Source organism: Nautilia lithotrophica (assembly GCF_054656815.1).
Window position 1 is genome coordinate 1 of sequence record NZ_BAAHXN010000003.1, and the last position, 17502, is coordinate 17502.

Below are 17502 nucleotides of genomic sequence, written 5' to 3' on the forward strand. Positions count from 1 at the left end.
TTTTAATACTAATTGGGTCTGGCACATGTTTGATTCAATCCATTATAATTTTTTACTTTACATCCCTATATTATCCATTGTCAAAATCCTAAAATTTGTTTAATTAATTGTTTTTTTTATTTATCCTAGAGTTATATTTAATCTTTTTTTCAACTTTATTTTATTCAATATATTATATTGATATTTGTTATTAATTATTATAAGTTAAAAATTTAACTAATTAATTGTTATAAGTTATATATCTTTATAATTTTTATTATTTTATGCAATTTGAAAAATATTCTTTTGTAATACAATGAATTGAGCCATGTTGTTTAATTAGGGTATTTGCATTTATAGGAATTATTTCTCTATTCGGAAATATTTCACAAAATAAATCATATACATATTTGTCTTTATTATCTTCATATATAGGAAGCAATACAGCATTGTTTATTATTAAAAAATTAGCATATGTTGCAGGGAGACGTTGATTGTCCCATGTTTTTGGTTCAGGAAGTGGTAATGGAATTATCTCAAACTTAGTTTTTTTAAGTTCTTGTTCCATTAAAAAAAGTTCCTCATAATGAATGTCATTTTTGTTTTCACATTTGCAATAAACAATGGAATTTTCATTGATAAATCTAGCAAGTGTATCTATATGAGAATCAGTATCGTCTCCTTCTAAAAAGCCGTGATTTACCCATATTATTTCATCTACAAAAAGCTCTTTTTTTAAAAATTCTTCTATTTCCTCTTGCGTTATAGGATAATTTCTGTTTGGTTCTAGTAAGCATTGTGAAGTTGTTAGTAATGTTTTACCATTAGTATCGATACTTCCACCTTCAAGAACAAAATTATAGCTTTTATCTATATTAAATAATTTTCTAGAAATTTGATTATCTAAATTTGCAGGAAACTTTAGTCCCCAACCATTAAATTTAAAATCAAGCAGTTTTATTGCATTGTCTTTTTTTATACTAATTGCACCGAAGTCTCTTGCCCATGTATCATTGTTTTTTATTTTTTTAAATATGAAGTTTTTATGTTTTAAGTGAGAAATTGTGTTTTTGTCTTCATAACATATTAATACTTTTTCATATTGTGCTATTGCATAAGCTATTTCTGTAAAAGTGTTAATAGCTTCATTTAAACAACAATTCCAATCTGTATTTTTGTGAGGGAAAACTAATTGCACAAACTCCTGTTTTTCCCATTCTGGTATTAAATAGTTCATTAGATACCTTATAAAATTTGCTTATATTATTAAAAGAATATGAAAATTATACTATACTTAATTTTGAAAAAAAAACTGAAGGAGCTTTTATGTTAAAAAAATTAGTATTTGGTAGTTTATTAAGTATGGGATTATTATTTGCTTACAATCCATTAGATGGTGTAAAAGCACAAAAAGCGGAAGCTTTAAAAATCGTAGGGAGCAACTTTGTAACCGCACAAACGCTTAAAAAATGGATTAATGAAGGAAATGTTAAAATTGTAGATGTTAGAGAAGGTCCGGAGTTTATGGCAGGGCATATTAAAGGTGCAGTATTGATTCCAAGGGGTGTAATATATGGGGCTGTAAAAAAAGGTAAAATTAAACCAAATCAAAGAATTGTAACTGTCTGTAGAACAGGACATAGAGCATTACTTGCAGCGGCCACACTTAAAAAATGGTATAAATTTGATAATGTATATGTTCTAAAAGGCGGAATGAAAGCATGGATCCAAAATGGTGGAACAGTTATTAATGCTATGAAATTAGGTCCAGTGAAAATACAACTTCAAAAATAATTTTTACCCTTTTTGGGTATGATAAATATTTAGTGTCTGTCACTTTAATTCTAATTTTTTAATATGAATAGAAAGAGACATTAAATGTCTCTTGGATCTGCGATTTTACCTGCAATTGCACTTGCTGCAGCAACTGCGGAGTTGCTTAGGTATACTTCGCTGCTTCTGCTTCCCATTCTTCCTCTGAAGTTTCTGTTTGTAGTGGCTACGGCTCTTTCTCCATCACCTAAAATACCCATATATCCTCCAAGACAAGCACCGCATGTAGGATTGGCTACAACTGCACCTGCGTCAATTAAGATATCAAGGATTCCTTCGTGTTCGGCCTGTTTGTAAATTCTTTGAGTTGCAGGAGTAACGATTAATCTTACTCTTCTATGAACTTTTTTACCTTTAAGTATTTCAGCGGCGATTCTAAGGTCACTAAGTGTTCCGTTTGTACAACTTCCGATATATACCTGGTCGATTTCAATATCGTCTTTTACAGCCTGGCTAATAGGTTTGCCGTTGCTTGGAAGGAACGGATACGCTACAAGCGGTTCAAGTTTGTTTACATCTATTTCGATTACCTGAGAATAGTTTGCGTCAGGGTCTGAATAGTGGATTTTTGGTTCGCTTCTTAAAGGATTGTATTTTTTTACTTCTTCTAAAAATGCTTCGGTAATTTTGTCATAAGCTACGATTCCGTTTTTGGCTCCCGCTTCAATAGCCATGTTACAAAGGCTCATTCTGTCATCCATCGGCAGGTTTTCAATAACTTCTCCCGTAAATTCAAGAGCTTTGTATAATGCGCCGTCAACGCCTATTCTTCTGATAAGTTCTAAAATAAGATCTTTTCCGTAAACGTGCTGCTGTCTTTCACCTTTGAATATGACTTTGATACTCTCAGGAATTTTAAACCAGCTTTTTCCGGTAATCATACAAAATGCGATATCGGTAGAACCCATACCCGTAGAAAAAGCTCCTAAAGCGCCGTGTGTGCATGTATGAGAATCCGCACCGATAATAACGTCACCAGGAATTACAAGACCTTTTTCGGGAAGCAATCTGTGCTCGATTCCCATATCTTTTTCGTCAAAAAAGTTTTTAAGATCGTGTTTATATGCAAAATCCCTGTTTATTTTAGCCTGATTTGCGCTTGCTATGTCTTTTGGAGGGATAAAGTGGTCTAAAACTATTGCGAAATTATCAGGTTTGGCAAGTTTTTCGGCACCGCTTTCTTCAAAAGCTCTGATAGAAATTGGAGTTGTAATATCGTTTCCGATTGTCATGTCCACATCGCACATAATAATTTCGCCGGGTTTAACCTCACGACCTATGTGCTCAGCAAAAATTTTTTCAGTAATGGTCATAGGCATATGTATCCTTTTTTAATGAAATTATAACTAATTTGCTATAATATATAAAAAAGGGTGAAAATGGCTAAAATTTTCATTTTTATAGGAATTGTTTTTATTCTGATTGGTCTGATTTTGTATGTATTTAAAGGGTTTCCGCTTTTCAGGCTTCCGGGTGATATCGTAATAGACAAAGGAAATTTTAAATTTTATTTTCCGATTACTTCTTCAATTATTATAAGTATTGTGTTAAGTATAATCTTTAGTATAGTCTCAAGGTTTTTAAAATGAGACTTTTTATTGCAACGCCTGTGCAATTTCCAATATACGGAGCTATTAAAAACTCGCTTTCAAAATATGTGGAGGGTAAATGGGTAGAAGGATGGAATCTTCACCTGACGCATAAATTCATAGGGGATGACGAACCTGAAAAATATAAAACAAAATTAAAAGTGAAAAATGAAATGTTAAAAGTTAAAGGGATTGGAACATTCGGTAATAAAATTATATATTTAAAAGTGGATGTCAGTGACGATATAAACAGACAGATAAACGAAAAATTCGGTTTAAAAAACGACAAACCCTTTAAACCTCACATAACGCTTTGTAGAATTAAAAATATTAAAGATGAAAAATTCTGGGACGAGCTTAAAAAATATGAAAACATTGAATTTGAAATACCTCTTGAGGTATATCTTTACAAATCCACACTGACAAAAAAAGGTCCTGTATATGAAAAAATTTACAAATATGAATAAAGCCGTGGCGTTAAAATATAAAGCTTATGAAGAAAACGCTCCTAAAGTAATTGCAAAAGGCAAAGGGAAAATTGCAAAAAAGATTATAGAAAAAGCAAAGCTTTACGATGTTCCTCTTTTTCAAAATGAAACTCTTGCGGATATGCTTTTAAATGTTGAAATTGGAGAAGAAATACCGCCGAAAATGTATAAGGCCGTGGTGGATGTTTTTATATGGCTTTATAAACTTGAGGAAAAGGCACAATTAAGCAAGTAGTTTAGTGGAAATGACTAAAGAATTATGATATAATATATAAAATATAAGGAGGGGAAAATGGAAGATTTAAGAGTATTATTGAAACTTGCAAGAATGTCCATATTGGAAGAGTTCGAAGGAAAAAAACTTATTGATAAAGAAGAATGGATAAAAAAATATCCTTTTTTGGCAGAAAAGAGGGCATGTTTTGTTACACTTAAAATGAAAGATAAACCAAGAGGAAGTAATCTTAGAGGATGTATAGGATCAATTCTTCCTTACAGGCCTTTGATTGATGATGTGGTGGCGAATGCAAAAGCAGCTGCATTTGAAGATCCGAGATTTCCGCCTTTAACGCCTGAAGAGTTTGAGAGGGTGAAAATTGAAGTAAGTATACTTACAATTCCGGAAAAACTTGAATATGAGGATAAAGAAGACCTAATGAGAAAAATACGTCCGGGGGTTGACGGGGTAATTTTACAGCTTGCAAACCATCAGGCCACTTTCCTTCCGAGTGTTTGGGAAGAACTACCGGCGTTTGAGCTTTTCTTTGCACACCTTTGTATGAAAGCAGGGCTGCCTGGTGATTGTCTGATGTATCATCCGGTGATTTATACATATCAGGCAATAGAAGTTGAAGAGGAAGAATAATTCTCGAAAAAATTTTTTCGGGTAAAAAAATACTTTTAACAGAACTGAAATTTAAAGGATTTACGATTTTGCCGATTTGGTATAAAAGAGTTGGGGTATTATATGTTAAGCATCGAGAGATACGGATTGAATTCTGCAAGTTTTAATTTTTCTTTTACAACCAGTGAAGGTGATAAAATTGATCTTAAAATGTATGATTCGATAGAAGCATTCAGTTCTTATAAAATAGGTGGAGAATTTGAATCTGAAGAATTTACAATAAAACATGAATATGGATATGAGTTTCATTACGAAGGCAACGGGCTTAGTGAGCAGGACCTTAAAGAGATAAAAGAGGCTTTTGAAAAAATAAAACCTCTTTTTGAAAAATTTATGAAACAAAAAGAAGCAAATGAAAAGGTTATGATAAACACCGCTCAGATGTTAAAAGCATACCTTCCTAAACCCAAAGACGAAAATCATGCAAATGCGATTAAAAACGAGGGTGTAAAAACGTTTGATGCTGTTTTAAAGCAGATTCAGGCCACACTTGATGAGGTAAAAAAAGCGAAAAAGCTGTTTGACAGGCTTTTTGACGATTCTAAAAAATTGGAAATTTTTGCTTAAGCCTTATAAAATTTCACAACAAGATATGAAAATATAACAGCCAAAATAAGCCTTATTCCGACTAATATCCAAAAATTTGCACCAAACAAAACGAATAAAAGAGGATCTTCAATTAAAGAATGGGCTATCATAAGAAACGTTCCGACATATAAAAGCTCTTTTTTTGTGAGTTTATCTTTTTCGGCTATTAACACGCCCGCTCCGTAAGTAATTCCTAAAATAATTCCTGTAATAATTGAAAATGAAGCGCTCAGGTTTTTGTTTTTAAAGAGTTTTGTTCTGATAAAATGCATTATAAAAATAATAATAGTAATCAATATAATAATTTTAACTGCTAAAACGGATGCGTTATATAAAGAATTACTGAGCAATTCCCAAAACGAATCGTAATGCGGTAGAATTATCTTTTTTTGAAGAGTTTTACCTTCTATGTGAATTGGAAGAAGTCGGAAAACTATTACGGCGATTATTCCGACACCTATTCTTAGTAGAGTCGAATACCAGTGAGGCATTGATAGTTTTTTCATAATCGTATTTTCAACGGGCAATGCGTGAGCAATACCTAAAAAAAGTCCGAGAATCGTCCATTCGTAAGGCGTTAATCCCAAAGGCGCGGCGAATGCTATAGCTGCATAGAGATTAAAAAGCACTCCCGCCGCAATGGAAAGTGAAACTTCGGGGGATAGCCCCATTATAGAAGTAATCGGTTCAAAAATAAATGATATTTTTTGAAGTATTCCGAGATAAATCAGAATATCAGCTAAAAGATAAAATGGTATTACAAGTTTAATGATTAAAAGAGCTGTTTTTAAAGCCTGGTTTATCAAGGGATTCATTTATATTCTTTTTAAGGAATTATATCAAGCTTTTTAAATAAATTTTTATACTTCAACTCTATTTTTACCATTTCTTTTAGCTTTATATAAATTAATATCAGCTCTTTTAATTGCGTCAAATATTGAAGTATCATTATCTCTTATTTCACTTACACCTATACTTATAGTGAATTCCAAATGTTTTTGACCAATATCGATTTTTATTTTTTCTATTTCACGTCTTATTTTTTCTGCTATTTTATATGTATTTTCTATATTTGAATTTGGTAAAATAATAATGAATTCTTCACCTCCGTATCTAATAAAAATATCATTTTTTCTTATGATTTGTTTTATGGTATCTGCTAATGCAATCAAAACGAGATCACCTATATCGTGCCCATATGTATCATTAATTTTTTTAAAATCATCTATATCAAGCATAAGTATTCCCACTTGTGTTTTTGATACTTTGTATTGTAAAAATAGCTCTTTTGCTTTTTCTTCTAAGAATCTTCTGTTAAATATTTCTGTAAGGCCATCTTTATATGCTTTATTTGAATATTTTTTAACTTTTTGTGTAAGTAAAGAAATATATGCTTTTATATCATGAGCAACATCTATAAGATTATTTTTATATATGTCAAGTTCATCTTTTTCTTTTGTTTTTTCAGGAATTTTTTCAAATTGTTGTGTTTTTATGTAATATAATATTTGATTCATTTCGTTTAATTTATCAAACAGCCATTTGAAAAGCATAAATATTATTGCAAAAATAAATAAAAAACTAAAAACTTCAAGACTCATTTTATTTAAAGCTCTTTGCTTAAGCATATGAAGACTTGAAGATATATCATCTTTTATAACTAAATAAGCCATTGGTTTATTAAAAAAATCTTTTATTTCAATTTTTGTAAAAACAAATCCATTTTTTGTTTCTAATCCAGGTTTTAAATTAATATTGTAAATATCTCCTAAAACTTTCCAATCCTTAAAGGAAGGTAAATTTTTAAAAAATGTATATTTATTTGGAAGTAATGATTTTTTTAGCTCTTCATTGTTTAAATAGATACTTACATCTTTTACACCTAAATTTTTAAATAATTGTTTGAAGATTTTTATATTAATACCAAATGAAACACTTCCTAATAATCTGTCTTTATAGACAATAGGGTAAGTGGCTCTAAGCCCTGGATAAAGACGGCAAACATAAAAATGAGTGGAAGGTGAAAATGATGTGCTAACCCATACAATATCAGCTCTTGCTTTACTTACATCCATGTTAAAAGCTTTTAAATTTGCAAAATTAACAAAACTTATTGCAGGTCTTTTAAAAAAATGAATTTCTTCTAATAATCCTGAAGAATGTAAATGTTTATATAAAGGTATTACAAAATTAATGAGTTCTGTTCTATTATTATCTAAATAAGATTTAATGACAATATTAGAAGAAGATATAAATTTTGCAAATGAATTCAAGAAGTTTTTTTTATCTTTAAGGATTACATTATATTCATTTTTTCTTATATTATATATTTGTTCAGCTTTTTCTTTTGAAAGAATATTTATACTTTTATTTGTATAATAAATTGAAGTGCCAATTACCAAACAGCACATTAAAAATATAGATATATAAATTTTAATTCTCAAATTGAACCTTTATGCCCAAAAAGGGCAAATAATTATTCTGCTTTTAAAATTGCCCCGTTACTTGCGTTTGTTACAAGCATTCTATATTGTTTTAGCCATTTACCAGGAACTTCTTTTTTAATCGGTTTAAATTCTTTTTTTCTTTTTTCAATTTCTTCTTCGGATAAATCGACGTTTATTGAGAAATTGTCAACGTCTATTTCGATAATATCACCATCTTTAAGAAGCCCGATCATACCGCCTTCCGCCGCTTCTGGGCTTACGTGACCGATGCTTAGCCCCCTTGTGGCACCTGAGAATCTTCCGTCCGTAATCAACGCAACGTCGCTTCCGAGCCCCATACCCATAATTAAGCTAGTAGGTGCGAGCATTTCCTGCATTCCAGGCCCCCCTTTAGGACCTTCGTATCTGATAACTACAACGTCGCCTTTTTTGATTTTGCCGCTTGTAATTCCCTCAATTGCTTCTTGCTGAGAGTTAAAGCAAACAGCACGGCCTTTAAATTTTCTCTCACCCGTAATTCCGGCTGTTTTAATAACACATCCTTCTTCCGCGAGGTTTCCGAAAAGTATCGCAAGACCTCCCACTTTGCTGTAAGGATTTTCGATAGGGTGTATTACTTCCGGGTCTTTAACCTTTGCGTCTTTAATTCTATCAGCTACCGTTCCACCTTCGATTACAGGGTTGTCAAGGTAAAGGATAGTATCGCTTCTTCTGCTGATTTCCTTCATAACCGCACTCATTCCACCGGCTCTGTGGATATCTTCCATATGAACCGTTTGAAGTGACGGGGAAATTTTTGCAATATGCGAAGTGTGTCTTGCGATTTCGTTTAGTTTGTGTAAATCAAAATCAACATCCGCTTCTTTTGCGATAGCCATCATGTGAAGAACCGTGTTTGAGCTTCCACCCATTGCCATGTCTACCACGAATGCGTTGTGAATTGCTTTTTCGTTAATAATATTTTTGATTCTGTATTGTTCTGTAAGCTGTTCGTCTTTAGCGATTTCACATATTCTTCTGGCTGCAGCTCTTAAAAGTTCTTCCCTCTCAGGCGTAAGAGCTAAAACGGTTCCATTTCCTTTAAGCGCGATACCCATAGCTTCTATTAAAGTGTTCATAGAGTTTGCCGTAAACATACCCGAACAGCTTCCGCCTCCCGGACATGCAAGACATTCGAGGTTGTAAAGTGTTTCTTCGTCGATTTCACCTTTTTCGAATTTACCTACCCCTTCAAATACCGTAGCAAGGTCAATCGGAGTTCCGTCAGGCATGTGTCCCGCTCTCATTGGTCCGCCAGTTACGAAAATAGACGGAACGTTCACTCTAAGAGCTCCCATTACCATACCCGGTGTAATTTTGTCACAGTTAGGGATACAGATAAGTGCGTCGAGTTTGTGTGCGTTCATAACAGTTTCGATTGAGTTTGCGATAATCTCACGGCTCGGCAAAGAATAAAGCATACCGTCGTGACCCATTGCGATACCGTCGTCAACGCCGATTGTGTTGAATTCAAACGGCACACATCCGTTTTTTCTGATTTCGTCTTTAACGATTTCGGCATATTTGTTTAAGAAAAAGTGTCCCGGGATTATTTCGATAAAAGAGTTTGCAACACCGATAAACGGTTTTTCAAAATCTTCGTCTTTAAGTCCCGTAGCTCTGAACAGACTTCTGTGAGGGGCTCTGTGCCATCCTTTTTTTACTTCATCACTTCTCATGGGTTTCCTTTTTTATCGTTATTTTATCACAATTTTAAGGATTTTAATTTGATATAATTACGCTAAAAAATATTAAAGGTTTTAGTTTATGTTTTATTTACCAAGTAAAGATGAATGCGATGAGATTGTTGCAAACTCAAAGCAGTTTTTTTGTAAAAGTTTTACGTTTAAAGAGAGGGAAATTGCCGTATATCATTATAAACAGGGCAATTTTGAGGAGTTTGAAAAATTTAACGCGTGGGAGCTTAGAGGTCTTACGTTTGTAAAAGAAGGCAGTGAATGGAATAGGTTTCCGGCTATTCACAAATTTTTTGAGCTAAATCAGGCTCCGGGATGGATGGAAGAGGATCTCAAAGACAAAAGGGTGATAAAAGTCAGTGAAAAAATAGACGGCACGTTTGTTCATCCCGTAATTGTAGGAGGGGAAGTTTATTTTAAAAGCAAGCTGAGGTTTGATTCGTATCAGGCTCTGAGAAGCCAGGAGATTTATGAAAGCAGCGAAAATATAAAAAAGTTCGTAAAGCACTGCTTTGATAACGGGCTTTTCCCTATGTTTGAATATATTTCGGAAAAATCGCAGGTTGTTATGGATTACAATAAAGAAGCCCTGATACTTACACAGGTGAGGGACTCGGAGGGTAATTATTTGCTGGATTTTGAAAAGATGGCTGAAAAGTTCGGTGTGGAATACGCCGGAATATGCGAAAACAAGCCTTTAAACGATTATATTAAAAACAAAGGCGTGTGTGTCAGCAAAGAGGGGTGGATTCTGGTTTTTGAGGATATGAAATTCGTAAAGGTAAAAACGGACGAATATTTAAAAAGACATAAAATTCTGGGAGATATAAAAGAGCACAATATTATCCAGATGACGCTTAGCGGTGAGATAAAAGATCTATTTGAAATATTAAACCCGAAAAGCGAAAAGTATGAGTTTGTAAAAGAGATACACGACAGATTCAGTGAAAAATACGATAACCTTCAAAAAGATCTTATTGGGATAATAGATTCTTTTGAGGGGACTTTGAAAGAATTTAAAGAAAAGTATCAAAACCATCCTTTTTACGCAATATTAAGCGAAGCGTATAAAAAAAGAAAAAAACAGCCACCCCGTGAGACGATAAGACAATGGGTTGAAAACAACACCAAAAAGCTAAAAAACGCTAAGAGGTTTTTAGGGTTATAATCTCTTTGTTTTTGATCATTAAGATATCTTCCGCCTTGGCTATCGTTTCGGCTCTGTGGGCGATTATGATTGAAGTTCTCTCTTTTAGGAAACTTTCTATGTTTTTGAAAACTTTCTCTTCCGTATCAATATCAAGGGCTGAGGTTGATTCGTCAAGTATGATGATTTTGGGTTTATGAAGCAGGGCTCTGGCTATAGCGACTCTTTGTTTCTGTCCGCCGCTGAGTTTTACGCCGTTTTTACCTACATAAGTGTTTAGTTTCTCAGGCCACTTTTCGACTGTTTCTTTAAGCTCGGCAAGTTTAAGGGCATTCCATATTTCATCTTCCGAAAACTCTTTTCCGAGTGTCAGGTTAAATAGAAGCGTGTCGTTAAAGAGTCTGGTTTCTTGGAGTATGAGGCTGACATTCTCGCGGATTTTATCAAGTCCGATTTCTTTAAAACTGACCCCGTTATATTTTATATCGCCTTCGTTTGGTGTAAAAAATCCGGCGATTATTTTAGCAAGCGTCGTTTTACCGCCTCCGCTCGCACCGATAAGGGCTGTGATTTTATTCGGACGGATGGCTGCCGAAGCGTTTTTCAGTATCCAGTCGCTTTCAGTGTATTTGAATGAGATGTTTTGAATTTTAACTTGTACCGGGTTTTCAAAAGGGGTTTGTTTATGCGGGAATTTAGGCTCGGTTTTAAGCTCAAGTGTTTCGTTGATCCTATCAAGCGCGGCTTTTGCGGCGAAATAGCTGTATTGTATGGAGATAATATCCTGAATAGGCGTCATCATAAACCACAGATAACTGTAAACAGCCAGCATAAGCCCGATTGTAAGGTTGTCATACGCTACGGCTAAAATCCCCGCGGCTCTGAATATTTCAAAACCTATCAAGAACACCAGGAAACTTAGTTTGTTAAACGCTTCAACTTTGTAGCTGAAATCAAACGCTTTTTGTTTAAGCTCTTTTGTGAGATTGAACAGTTTTTTGAAAAAGAAGTCCTCTTTGTTGTATGCTTTTATCTGTTCAAACAGCTCAAGCGTTTCGATGAGTGCTTCTTGGAATATGGAAATAGAGCGGTTTTGGGCGGCTTTGTATTTTTTTACCTTTCTTGCAATTTTACCCGAAAGCACCACCACAAAAGGGTTAAGTATCAATATAAAAAGCCCGAGCTTCCAGTTGATTAGAAGCAAAACTATAGCGACTCCTATCAGCGTAAGGGCGGAAATTACGAAGCGGGAGACAGATTTGATTAAAAACTCTTCAACTGTGTTTACGTCACTGATAAGCCGGCTGGCTATATCCCCGGTTTTCAGGTTTTCGTATTCGTTGATTGAGAGGTTTTTTAGATGGCTCAAAACCCTTAGTCTGATTTTATAGGTGATGTCTTTTGTGATTTTTTCAAAAAAATAGGTCTGTGCCACGTTTAGGGCCACAAACATACTCCTTAAAACAAGCACGATTATAAGAGTTACGATTACGTAGCAAAATGCCGAGCACTGCCCGAATATATTGCTTAGGTTTTCTATCCATAATCCCGGCTTTTTAAGCAGAACTTCATCGATTAGAAGAGGCATGAGCATAGGAATAGGGATTGAAATTATTGTTGCTATTAATGCTATAATTTGTGCAATGATGAATTCACGTTTGTATTTTTTGATCTCTTTTATCAGATGTTTGAATGTATACAATTTCAACCTTTGGGAGTTTTTATGAAAATTATACTAATAATGTAGAATCAAGTAAAGCATATTAGTGACAGACACTAACTAGCGAAGTTTTTAAAGTGGTGCGGGAGAGAGGACTCGAACCTCCACGCCTTGCGGCACTAGATCCTAAGTCTAGCGCGTCTGCCAGTTCCGCCACTCCCGCAGATGAAAAGTGGTACGCCCTGCAGGACTCGAACCTGCGACCTACGGCTTAGAAGGCCGTTGCTCTATCCAGCTGAGCTAAGGGCGCTTATTTGAGAGCTTTTGTTGTTTGGCGCGTCCGGTAGGACTCGAACCTACAACCTACGGATCCGAAGTCCGTTGCTCTATCCAATTGAGCTACGGACGCTCAATTAGATAGAACAATGGGGTGGATGACCGGACTCGAACCGGCGACCCCCAGGGCCACAACCTGGTGCTCTAACCACCTGAGCTACACCCACCACAAGTGGGTAGCCCGCAAGCTTCTCACTTATAGTGGCTTAAATGGTCGGAGTGGAGGGACTCGAACCCCCGACCCCCTGGTCCCAAACCAGGTGCGCTAACCAAACTGCGCTACACTCCGTAAGCTTTGTGGACTGAAATTATATGTAAAAAAATTTTTTTTGTCAAGAATTTTTCTGGGAAATTAAGAAATTTTTAAATTCTTCAATAGGCATAGGTTTAGCAAAATAAAATCCTTGCAAATAATCGCAATTAAACTTTTGTAATATTTTTACTTGGTTTTCAGTTTCAACCCCTTCAGCTATGGTTTTTAAGTTAAATTTATGTGCAAAATTGATAATTGTTTCCACAATTGCTAAGTCTTTTTCAGATGATTCAATATTTCTTATAAATGACATGTCTATTTTTAAAAAGTCTGCTGGTAAATCTTTAAGGTATGTTAAAGATGAATATCCTGTTCCAAAATCATCAATTGAAAGTTTGAAATTTTTTTCTTTAAAAAATTTAAAAATTTCTTTGGTATATTCTATGTTACCAGCTATTTCGCGTTCAGTAAGTTCAATTATTATAGGCTGATTATTTACATTTTCAAACATTTCTTTAATATGATTTTGATCTGTTAATGATTTACCGGAAATATTAAAAGAGAGTGGAATTTCAATTTCTTTTAAATATTTTAAATATTTTGGAAACATTATTTTTTCTATTTCTTTAATATAACCGCTGTTTTCTGCAAAATCAATAAAAGTATTTGGATAAATAATTTCATTATTATGTTTAATTCTCAATAATGTTTCGGCGCCAGCAATTTTGAATGTTTTCGATTCTACATAAGGTTGAAAATGATATAAAAATTCTTCATTTTTAATTGCATTAACGATTAATTTTTTAATATCGGAGTATTCTATTATTTTTTGGTTAATTTGAGGGTTGAAAAACTCATATGTAAAATCACCTTTTTCTTTTGCAATTTCAAGAGCTAAAAACGCTTTTTCTATTAATTCGGTTATATTTGTTGAATCTTTAGGATATAATGATATACCTATATTAACGGATATTTTATTATGAAAATCTTCTAGATGTTTTACTTTATATAAAATTTTATGAATTATGGAATATAAATCATTAATTGAATTATATTTAACAAATACAGCAAACTCATCACCACCAATTCTTGAGATAATGTCTTCTTCGTAAAATATTGTTTTTATAAAATCAGCAAATTTTCTAAGCAGATAATCTCCGGCGGCATTTCCGTTTAATTGATTAAAAATTTTAAAATCTCTTAAGTCAATTATAATACATGCATAGGAATACTTAGGATCAATTTTTTTCGAAATTAAATTAATAAATTCATTTCGGTTTGGTAAATCTGTTAATATATCTTTTTTTAGTTTGTTTTGAAGCGTTTTTTCATGTGTAATATCGATGGCTAATGAAATGTAATATTTTTTGCCATTAGGGGCTATTATTGGGACAATTTTATCTTTTAAATAAAAAATATGCCCATTTTTATCTTTATTAATTAAAATTGTTTCTACTACTTCATTATTAAGAAGTTTTTCCCATAACTTTTGATAAAATTCATCCGAATGGTAACCTGATTTAAAGATTCTTGGGTTTTGACCAAAAAGTTCAATTAATTTATATCCTGTTATTTCTTCAACGCTTTTATTTGCATATAATATATTTGCATCTTCATCAGTAATAATAACCCATGAGTATGCTTTATCTAAAGCTTCTTGTAGTAGTTTTAAATATGTAATATTTTCAGATTTTTTTAAAGCAAATTCAATATCTTGTTTAGCTTCTTCAAAAATAGAAAGTGATGTATTATCAAAATCATAAGTATATCTCGAGCAAATTCCAATTGCCGAATATAGTTGGTTGTTTTTAAAAATAGGAAAAAAAAGAATAGATCTGAAATTACGTTCAAGTAATGTGTTTATTAATTCTTTATTCGGAAAGTCAATTTTTGTTAAATCATTTATTATCATGAATTTATTTTCAAGCATATATTTTGTAGCCATACATTTATTAGCATATTTAGGGTCAGCTTTAAAAATTTTACGCAAAAAATCTAAAAATTGCTCATCATAATTTCCAATACAATATTTAGGATCCATTTCTGAGGAATCTATCTTTTTTATAGAAGCACATACAAATTCATAATTTCCTTTTTTATATATTTGTTCTACAATTTTTGAATATATTTCTTCTTCATTGTCTTTTGTAATTATTGTTTGATTTATTTCTTTTAGAATATCTATTAAAAACTCTTTTTTATATTCATCTGTCACGTCTATTCCAAAAACTAATCCTGCATAAGAGCCATCATTAAGCTTTATAGTTTGAGTAAAAAATTTCATTATTAAACGTTTGTTGTTTTTATTTACAATTTCAAGTGGTTCATAAGTAGCCGGAAAATCTTCACCTTTTAATCTTTTTTTTACCACTTCTTTGATTTTATTTCTTTTAGGACCTGGAGGGAAAACTTCTTCTGCAGACATATTTAAAAGTTCTTCATATGTGAATCCCAATAATTCTTGAAGTTTTTTATTTGCATAGATTATTTTTTCTTTATAAAGCATTATCGCAACATAAGGTTGTTTGTTGAAAATTTCAAGAATTTGGTTAAAATCCATTTTTTTCCTCTAAAAATATATTTCGTGTTTAATTATACAATATTATTTAAAATATCAAGTGTTTTGTTAAAAGGAATTAATTCATTAGGAGATTGTTTTAAAAAGTTTTCCATTGCTTCTTTTTTGTTAATAGCTTCGTCAAGTTCCGGATCTACGCCTTTTTGATATGCGCCTATTCTTATTAGAACTTCATTTTCTTTTAAAAGTGAATAAAGCTTTTTAAATTTTTGGGCTTTTTGTAAATGTTCTTGTGTTACGATGTTGTTCATCACCCTGCTGGCTGAATTTAGGATATTTATAGGTGGATATATTCCGCTGTCTGTAAGTTCTCTGCTTAAGATAAAGTGCCCGTCAAGAATTGAACGGGCCTGATCGGCAATAGGATCGGCGGATGTATCGTCGCCTTCTACAAGAACGGTAAAAAATGCAGTGATTGAGCCTTTGTCTTTTTCTTTTCCGGCTCTTTCCATAAGTTGGGGAAGAAGCATTATAGCGCTTGGCGGGTATCCTTTAGATGTTGGGGGCTCTCCCATAGCAAGGCCAATTTCTCTTTGAGCCATTGCAAAACGCGTAATGCTGTCCATTAAGAACAGGACGTCTTTGTTTTTGTCTTTAAAATACTCAGCCACCGCCATTGCACTGAAAGCACCGTATTTTCTCATTAAAGCCGAATCATCCGAAGTTGCTACAATTATTACGGTGTTTGTAAGATCCCCTCCGAGTTGATGCTCGATAAATTCGGGAATTTCGCGGCCTCTCTCACCAATAAGTGCTATTACTTTAATATCGGCACTCGCGCCTTTTACGATCATACTCATAAGAGTGGACTTACCCACACCGCTTCCGGCAAAAATACCGAGCTTTTGACCTTTACCGCATGTTAAAAGGCCGTCGATGGCTTTTACTTTTGTTTCAAAAACTTCGTTTATCACACCTCTTTTCATAGGTGAGATGGGTTTGGTCATAATAGGATATTTAGTTTCAAAAAATATATCGCCTTTATCATCAATCGGGTTCATAAAAGGATCTACGACTCTTCCGAGCAGTCCTTCGCCCACGGGAATTTGCATTCCGTTTTCGTCAATATAGATTTTGTCTCCGATTTTAAAACCTTCAAGAAACGAAAAAGGAGTCACCACAAATGAATTCTCATCAAGTGCCGTTACCATTCCAAGTATTTCGTGATTTCCTGAGCAGATTTTGACAATATCTCCGATAGAAGGATTTAGCCCTGTAGCTATGAGATTGGTAGGGTTTATTTTTTTAACAATCCCAAACGGCTTTGAAAGAGGCTTTTTGCCGATTTTGTCTTTTATGCTGCTAAGAGCCATTCATATCCTTTGACGGATAAAAGTTTATTAAATTCTCAATTCTCAATTCTTAATTCTCCATTTGTTAAAAGTGTGTCTGTATAGGTGCGTTTATAATATTGAAAAATTCTTCCCTGGTTTTTTCTTCGAGGAATATTCCTCTTAAAGCACTGCTTGATGTATAAGAGTGTTTGGTCTCAACGCCTCTCATTTCCATACACATGTGTCTTGCGTGAATTACTACACCTACACCTTTTGGCTGAACCACTTCCATAATCGCATCGGCTATTTGTTCTGTGAGCTGCTCCTGAATTTGCAGTCTTCTTGCAAATACGTTTACCATTCTTGGGATTTTACTAAGCCCCACAACCTTTTTATCAGGAATATAAGCTACGTGAACTCTTCCGAAAAACGGCAAAATGTGGTGTTCGCACATTGAATAGAATTCAATATTTCTAACCACAACCATTTCGTTGTTTGTAGATTCGAAAAGTGCGTCGTTAAGCACAACTTTTGGGTCTTTAAAATACCCACTGCAGATATATTCGAAACTTTTGGCAACCCTTTTAGGTGTTTTTACAAGCCCTTCTCTATTGACATCTTCACCGATTGCTTCAAGAATCATTTTGGCGGCTAATTCAAGTTTTTCTAAATCAACGCTCATTGTTATCC

Annotated in this window: 16 protein-coding genes and 5 tRNA genes; 7 read left to right on the forward strand and 14 right to left on the reverse strand. The window is 33.4% G+C overall.

The features are described from left to right. Window positions 1-256: 256 nt before the first annotated feature. Entirely contained in the window at window positions 257-1216 is a 960-nt protein-coding gene (locus ACYQ19_RS07425) for an agmatine deiminase family protein (RefSeq protein ID WP_459978804.1), read from the reverse strand. Window positions 1217-1305: 89 nt separating this feature from the next. Here ACYQ19_RS07425 and ACYQ19_RS07430 point away from each other — a divergent pair, with 89 nt between their 5' ends. Beyond that, on the forward strand, window positions 1306-1773 hold the full coding sequence (locus ACYQ19_RS07430) for a rhodanese-like domain-containing protein (RefSeq protein ID WP_459978805.1): 468 nt from the start codon (window positions 1306-1308) through the stop codon (window positions 1771-1773). A gap of 80 nt (window positions 1774-1853) precedes the next feature. Here the strand turns inward: ACYQ19_RS07430 and leuC are convergent, their stop codons facing one another. Continuing rightward, window positions 1854-3131, reverse strand: coding sequence for a 3-isopropylmalate dehydratase large subunit (gene leuC / locus ACYQ19_RS07435; protein WP_459978806.1), 1278 nt, complete (start codon window positions 3129-3131; stop codon window positions 1854-1856). Window positions 3132-3191: 60 nt separating this feature from the next. Between leuC and ACYQ19_RS07440 the strand changes: the two genes are divergently transcribed. From ACYQ19_RS07440 to ACYQ19_RS07460, 5 genes are all read left to right on the forward strand, one after another. Next, entirely contained in the window at window positions 3192-3401 is a 210-nt protein-coding gene (locus tag ACYQ19_RS07440) for a DUF2905 domain-containing protein (RefSeq protein WP_459978807.1), read from the forward strand. Beyond that, window positions 3398-3868: an RNA 2',3'-cyclic phosphodiesterase gene (gene thpR / locus ACYQ19_RS07445; protein ID WP_459978808.1), complete on the forward strand. Its 471-nt coding sequence runs from the start codon at window positions 3398-3400 to the stop codon at window positions 3866-3868. Before ACYQ19_RS07440 ends, thpR begins: the two co-directional genes overlap by 4 nt. Further along, window positions 3843-4124: an EscU/YscU/HrcU family type III secretion system export apparatus switch protein gene (locus ACYQ19_RS07450; RefSeq protein WP_459978809.1), complete on the forward strand. Its 282-nt coding sequence runs from the start codon at window positions 3843-3845 to the stop codon at window positions 4122-4124. Before thpR ends, ACYQ19_RS07450 begins: the two co-directional genes overlap by 26 nt. Window positions 4125-4181: 57 nt before the next feature. Then, window positions 4182-4754 (forward strand): AmmeMemoRadiSam system protein A, encoded by a 573-nt coding sequence (gene amrA / locus ACYQ19_RS07455; RefSeq protein WP_459978810.1) that lies wholly within the window; start codon window positions 4182-4184, stop codon window positions 4752-4754. Between the two features lie 102 nt (window positions 4755-4856). Continuing rightward, window positions 4857-5360, forward strand: a complete 504-nt coding sequence (locus ACYQ19_RS07460) for an ATP/GTP-binding protein (protein ID WP_459978811.1) — start codon at window positions 4857-4859, stop codon at window positions 5358-5360. On the opposite strand, the gene ACYQ19_RS07465 is transcribed toward ACYQ19_RS07460, so the two are convergent. The 3 genes from ACYQ19_RS07465 to ilvD are packed head-to-tail and all read right to left on the reverse strand — an operon-like array spanning window position 5357 to window position 9546. Next, complete coding sequence (locus tag ACYQ19_RS07465; RefSeq protein ID WP_459978812.1) at window positions 5357-6196, reverse strand: nucleoside recognition protein; 840 nt, start codon at window positions 6194-6196, stop codon at window positions 5357-5359. The two genes, ACYQ19_RS07460 and ACYQ19_RS07465, sit on opposite strands and share 4 nt — an antisense overlap. Before the next feature lie 45 nt (window positions 6197-6241). Then, window positions 6242-7825 (reverse strand): sensor domain-containing diguanylate cyclase, encoded by a 1584-nt coding sequence (locus tag ACYQ19_RS07470; RefSeq protein WP_459978813.1) that lies wholly within the window; start codon window positions 7823-7825, stop codon window positions 6242-6244. 32 nt (window positions 7826-7857) lie between these two features. After that, a complete protein-coding gene (ilvD, locus tag ACYQ19_RS07475; RefSeq protein ID WP_459978814.1) occupies window positions 7858-9546 on the reverse strand; it encodes a dihydroxy-acid dehydratase in 1689 nt (562 codons plus the stop codon). Window positions 9547-9634: 88 nt separating this feature from the next. Here ilvD and ACYQ19_RS07480 point away from each other — a divergent pair, with 88 nt between their 5' ends. Beyond that, a complete protein-coding gene (locus ACYQ19_RS07480) occupies window positions 9635-10732 on the forward strand; it encodes a hypothetical protein (RefSeq protein WP_459978815.1) in 1098 nt (365 codons plus the stop codon). Here ACYQ19_RS07480 and ACYQ19_RS07485 read toward each other — a convergent pair. From ACYQ19_RS07485 to folE, 9 genes are all read right to left on the reverse strand, one after another. Next, window positions 10710-12413 carry an ABC transporter ATP-binding protein gene (locus tag ACYQ19_RS07485; RefSeq protein WP_459978816.1) on the reverse strand — a complete coding sequence of 568 codons (1704 nt, stop codon included), beginning with the start codon at window positions 12411-12413 and terminating at the stop codon, window positions 10710-10712. The two genes, ACYQ19_RS07480 and ACYQ19_RS07485, sit on opposite strands and share 23 nt — an antisense overlap. A gap of 96 nt (window positions 12414-12509) precedes the next feature. Next, window positions 12510-12594 (reverse strand) — tRNA-Leu (locus ACYQ19_RS07490). Window positions 12595-12604: 10 nt separating this feature from the next. Further along, window positions 12605-12681, reverse strand: a tRNA-Arg gene (locus tag ACYQ19_RS07495). Between the two features lie 22 nt (window positions 12682-12703). Continuing rightward, window positions 12704-12780: transfer RNA gene (locus ACYQ19_RS07500), tRNA-Arg, on the reverse strand. A gap of 17 nt (window positions 12781-12797) precedes the next feature. Then, window positions 12798-12874 (reverse strand) — tRNA-His (locus ACYQ19_RS07505). A 44-nt stretch (window positions 12875-12918) separates the two neighbouring features. Then, window positions 12919-12996 (reverse strand) — tRNA-Pro (locus tag ACYQ19_RS07510). Between the two features lie 43 nt (window positions 12997-13039). Continuing rightward, window positions 13040-15520 carry an EAL domain-containing protein gene (locus ACYQ19_RS07515; protein WP_459978817.1) on the reverse strand — a complete coding sequence of 827 codons (2481 nt, stop codon included), beginning with the start codon at window positions 15518-15520 and terminating at the stop codon, window positions 13040-13042. Window positions 15521-15552: 32 nt separating this feature from the next. After that, window positions 15553-16851 carry a flagellar protein export ATPase FliI gene (fliI, locus tag ACYQ19_RS07520; RefSeq protein ID WP_459978818.1) on the reverse strand — a complete coding sequence of 433 codons (1299 nt, stop codon included), beginning with the start codon at window positions 16849-16851 and terminating at the stop codon, window positions 15553-15555. Between the two features lie 64 nt (window positions 16852-16915). Further along, the gene (folE, locus tag ACYQ19_RS07525; protein ID WP_459978819.1) at window positions 16916-17494 is read right to left on the reverse strand and encodes a GTP cyclohydrolase I FolE; all 579 of its coding nucleotides are present in this window, start codon (window positions 17492-17494) and stop codon (window positions 16916-16918) included. Window positions 17495-17502: the final 8 nt, after the last annotated feature.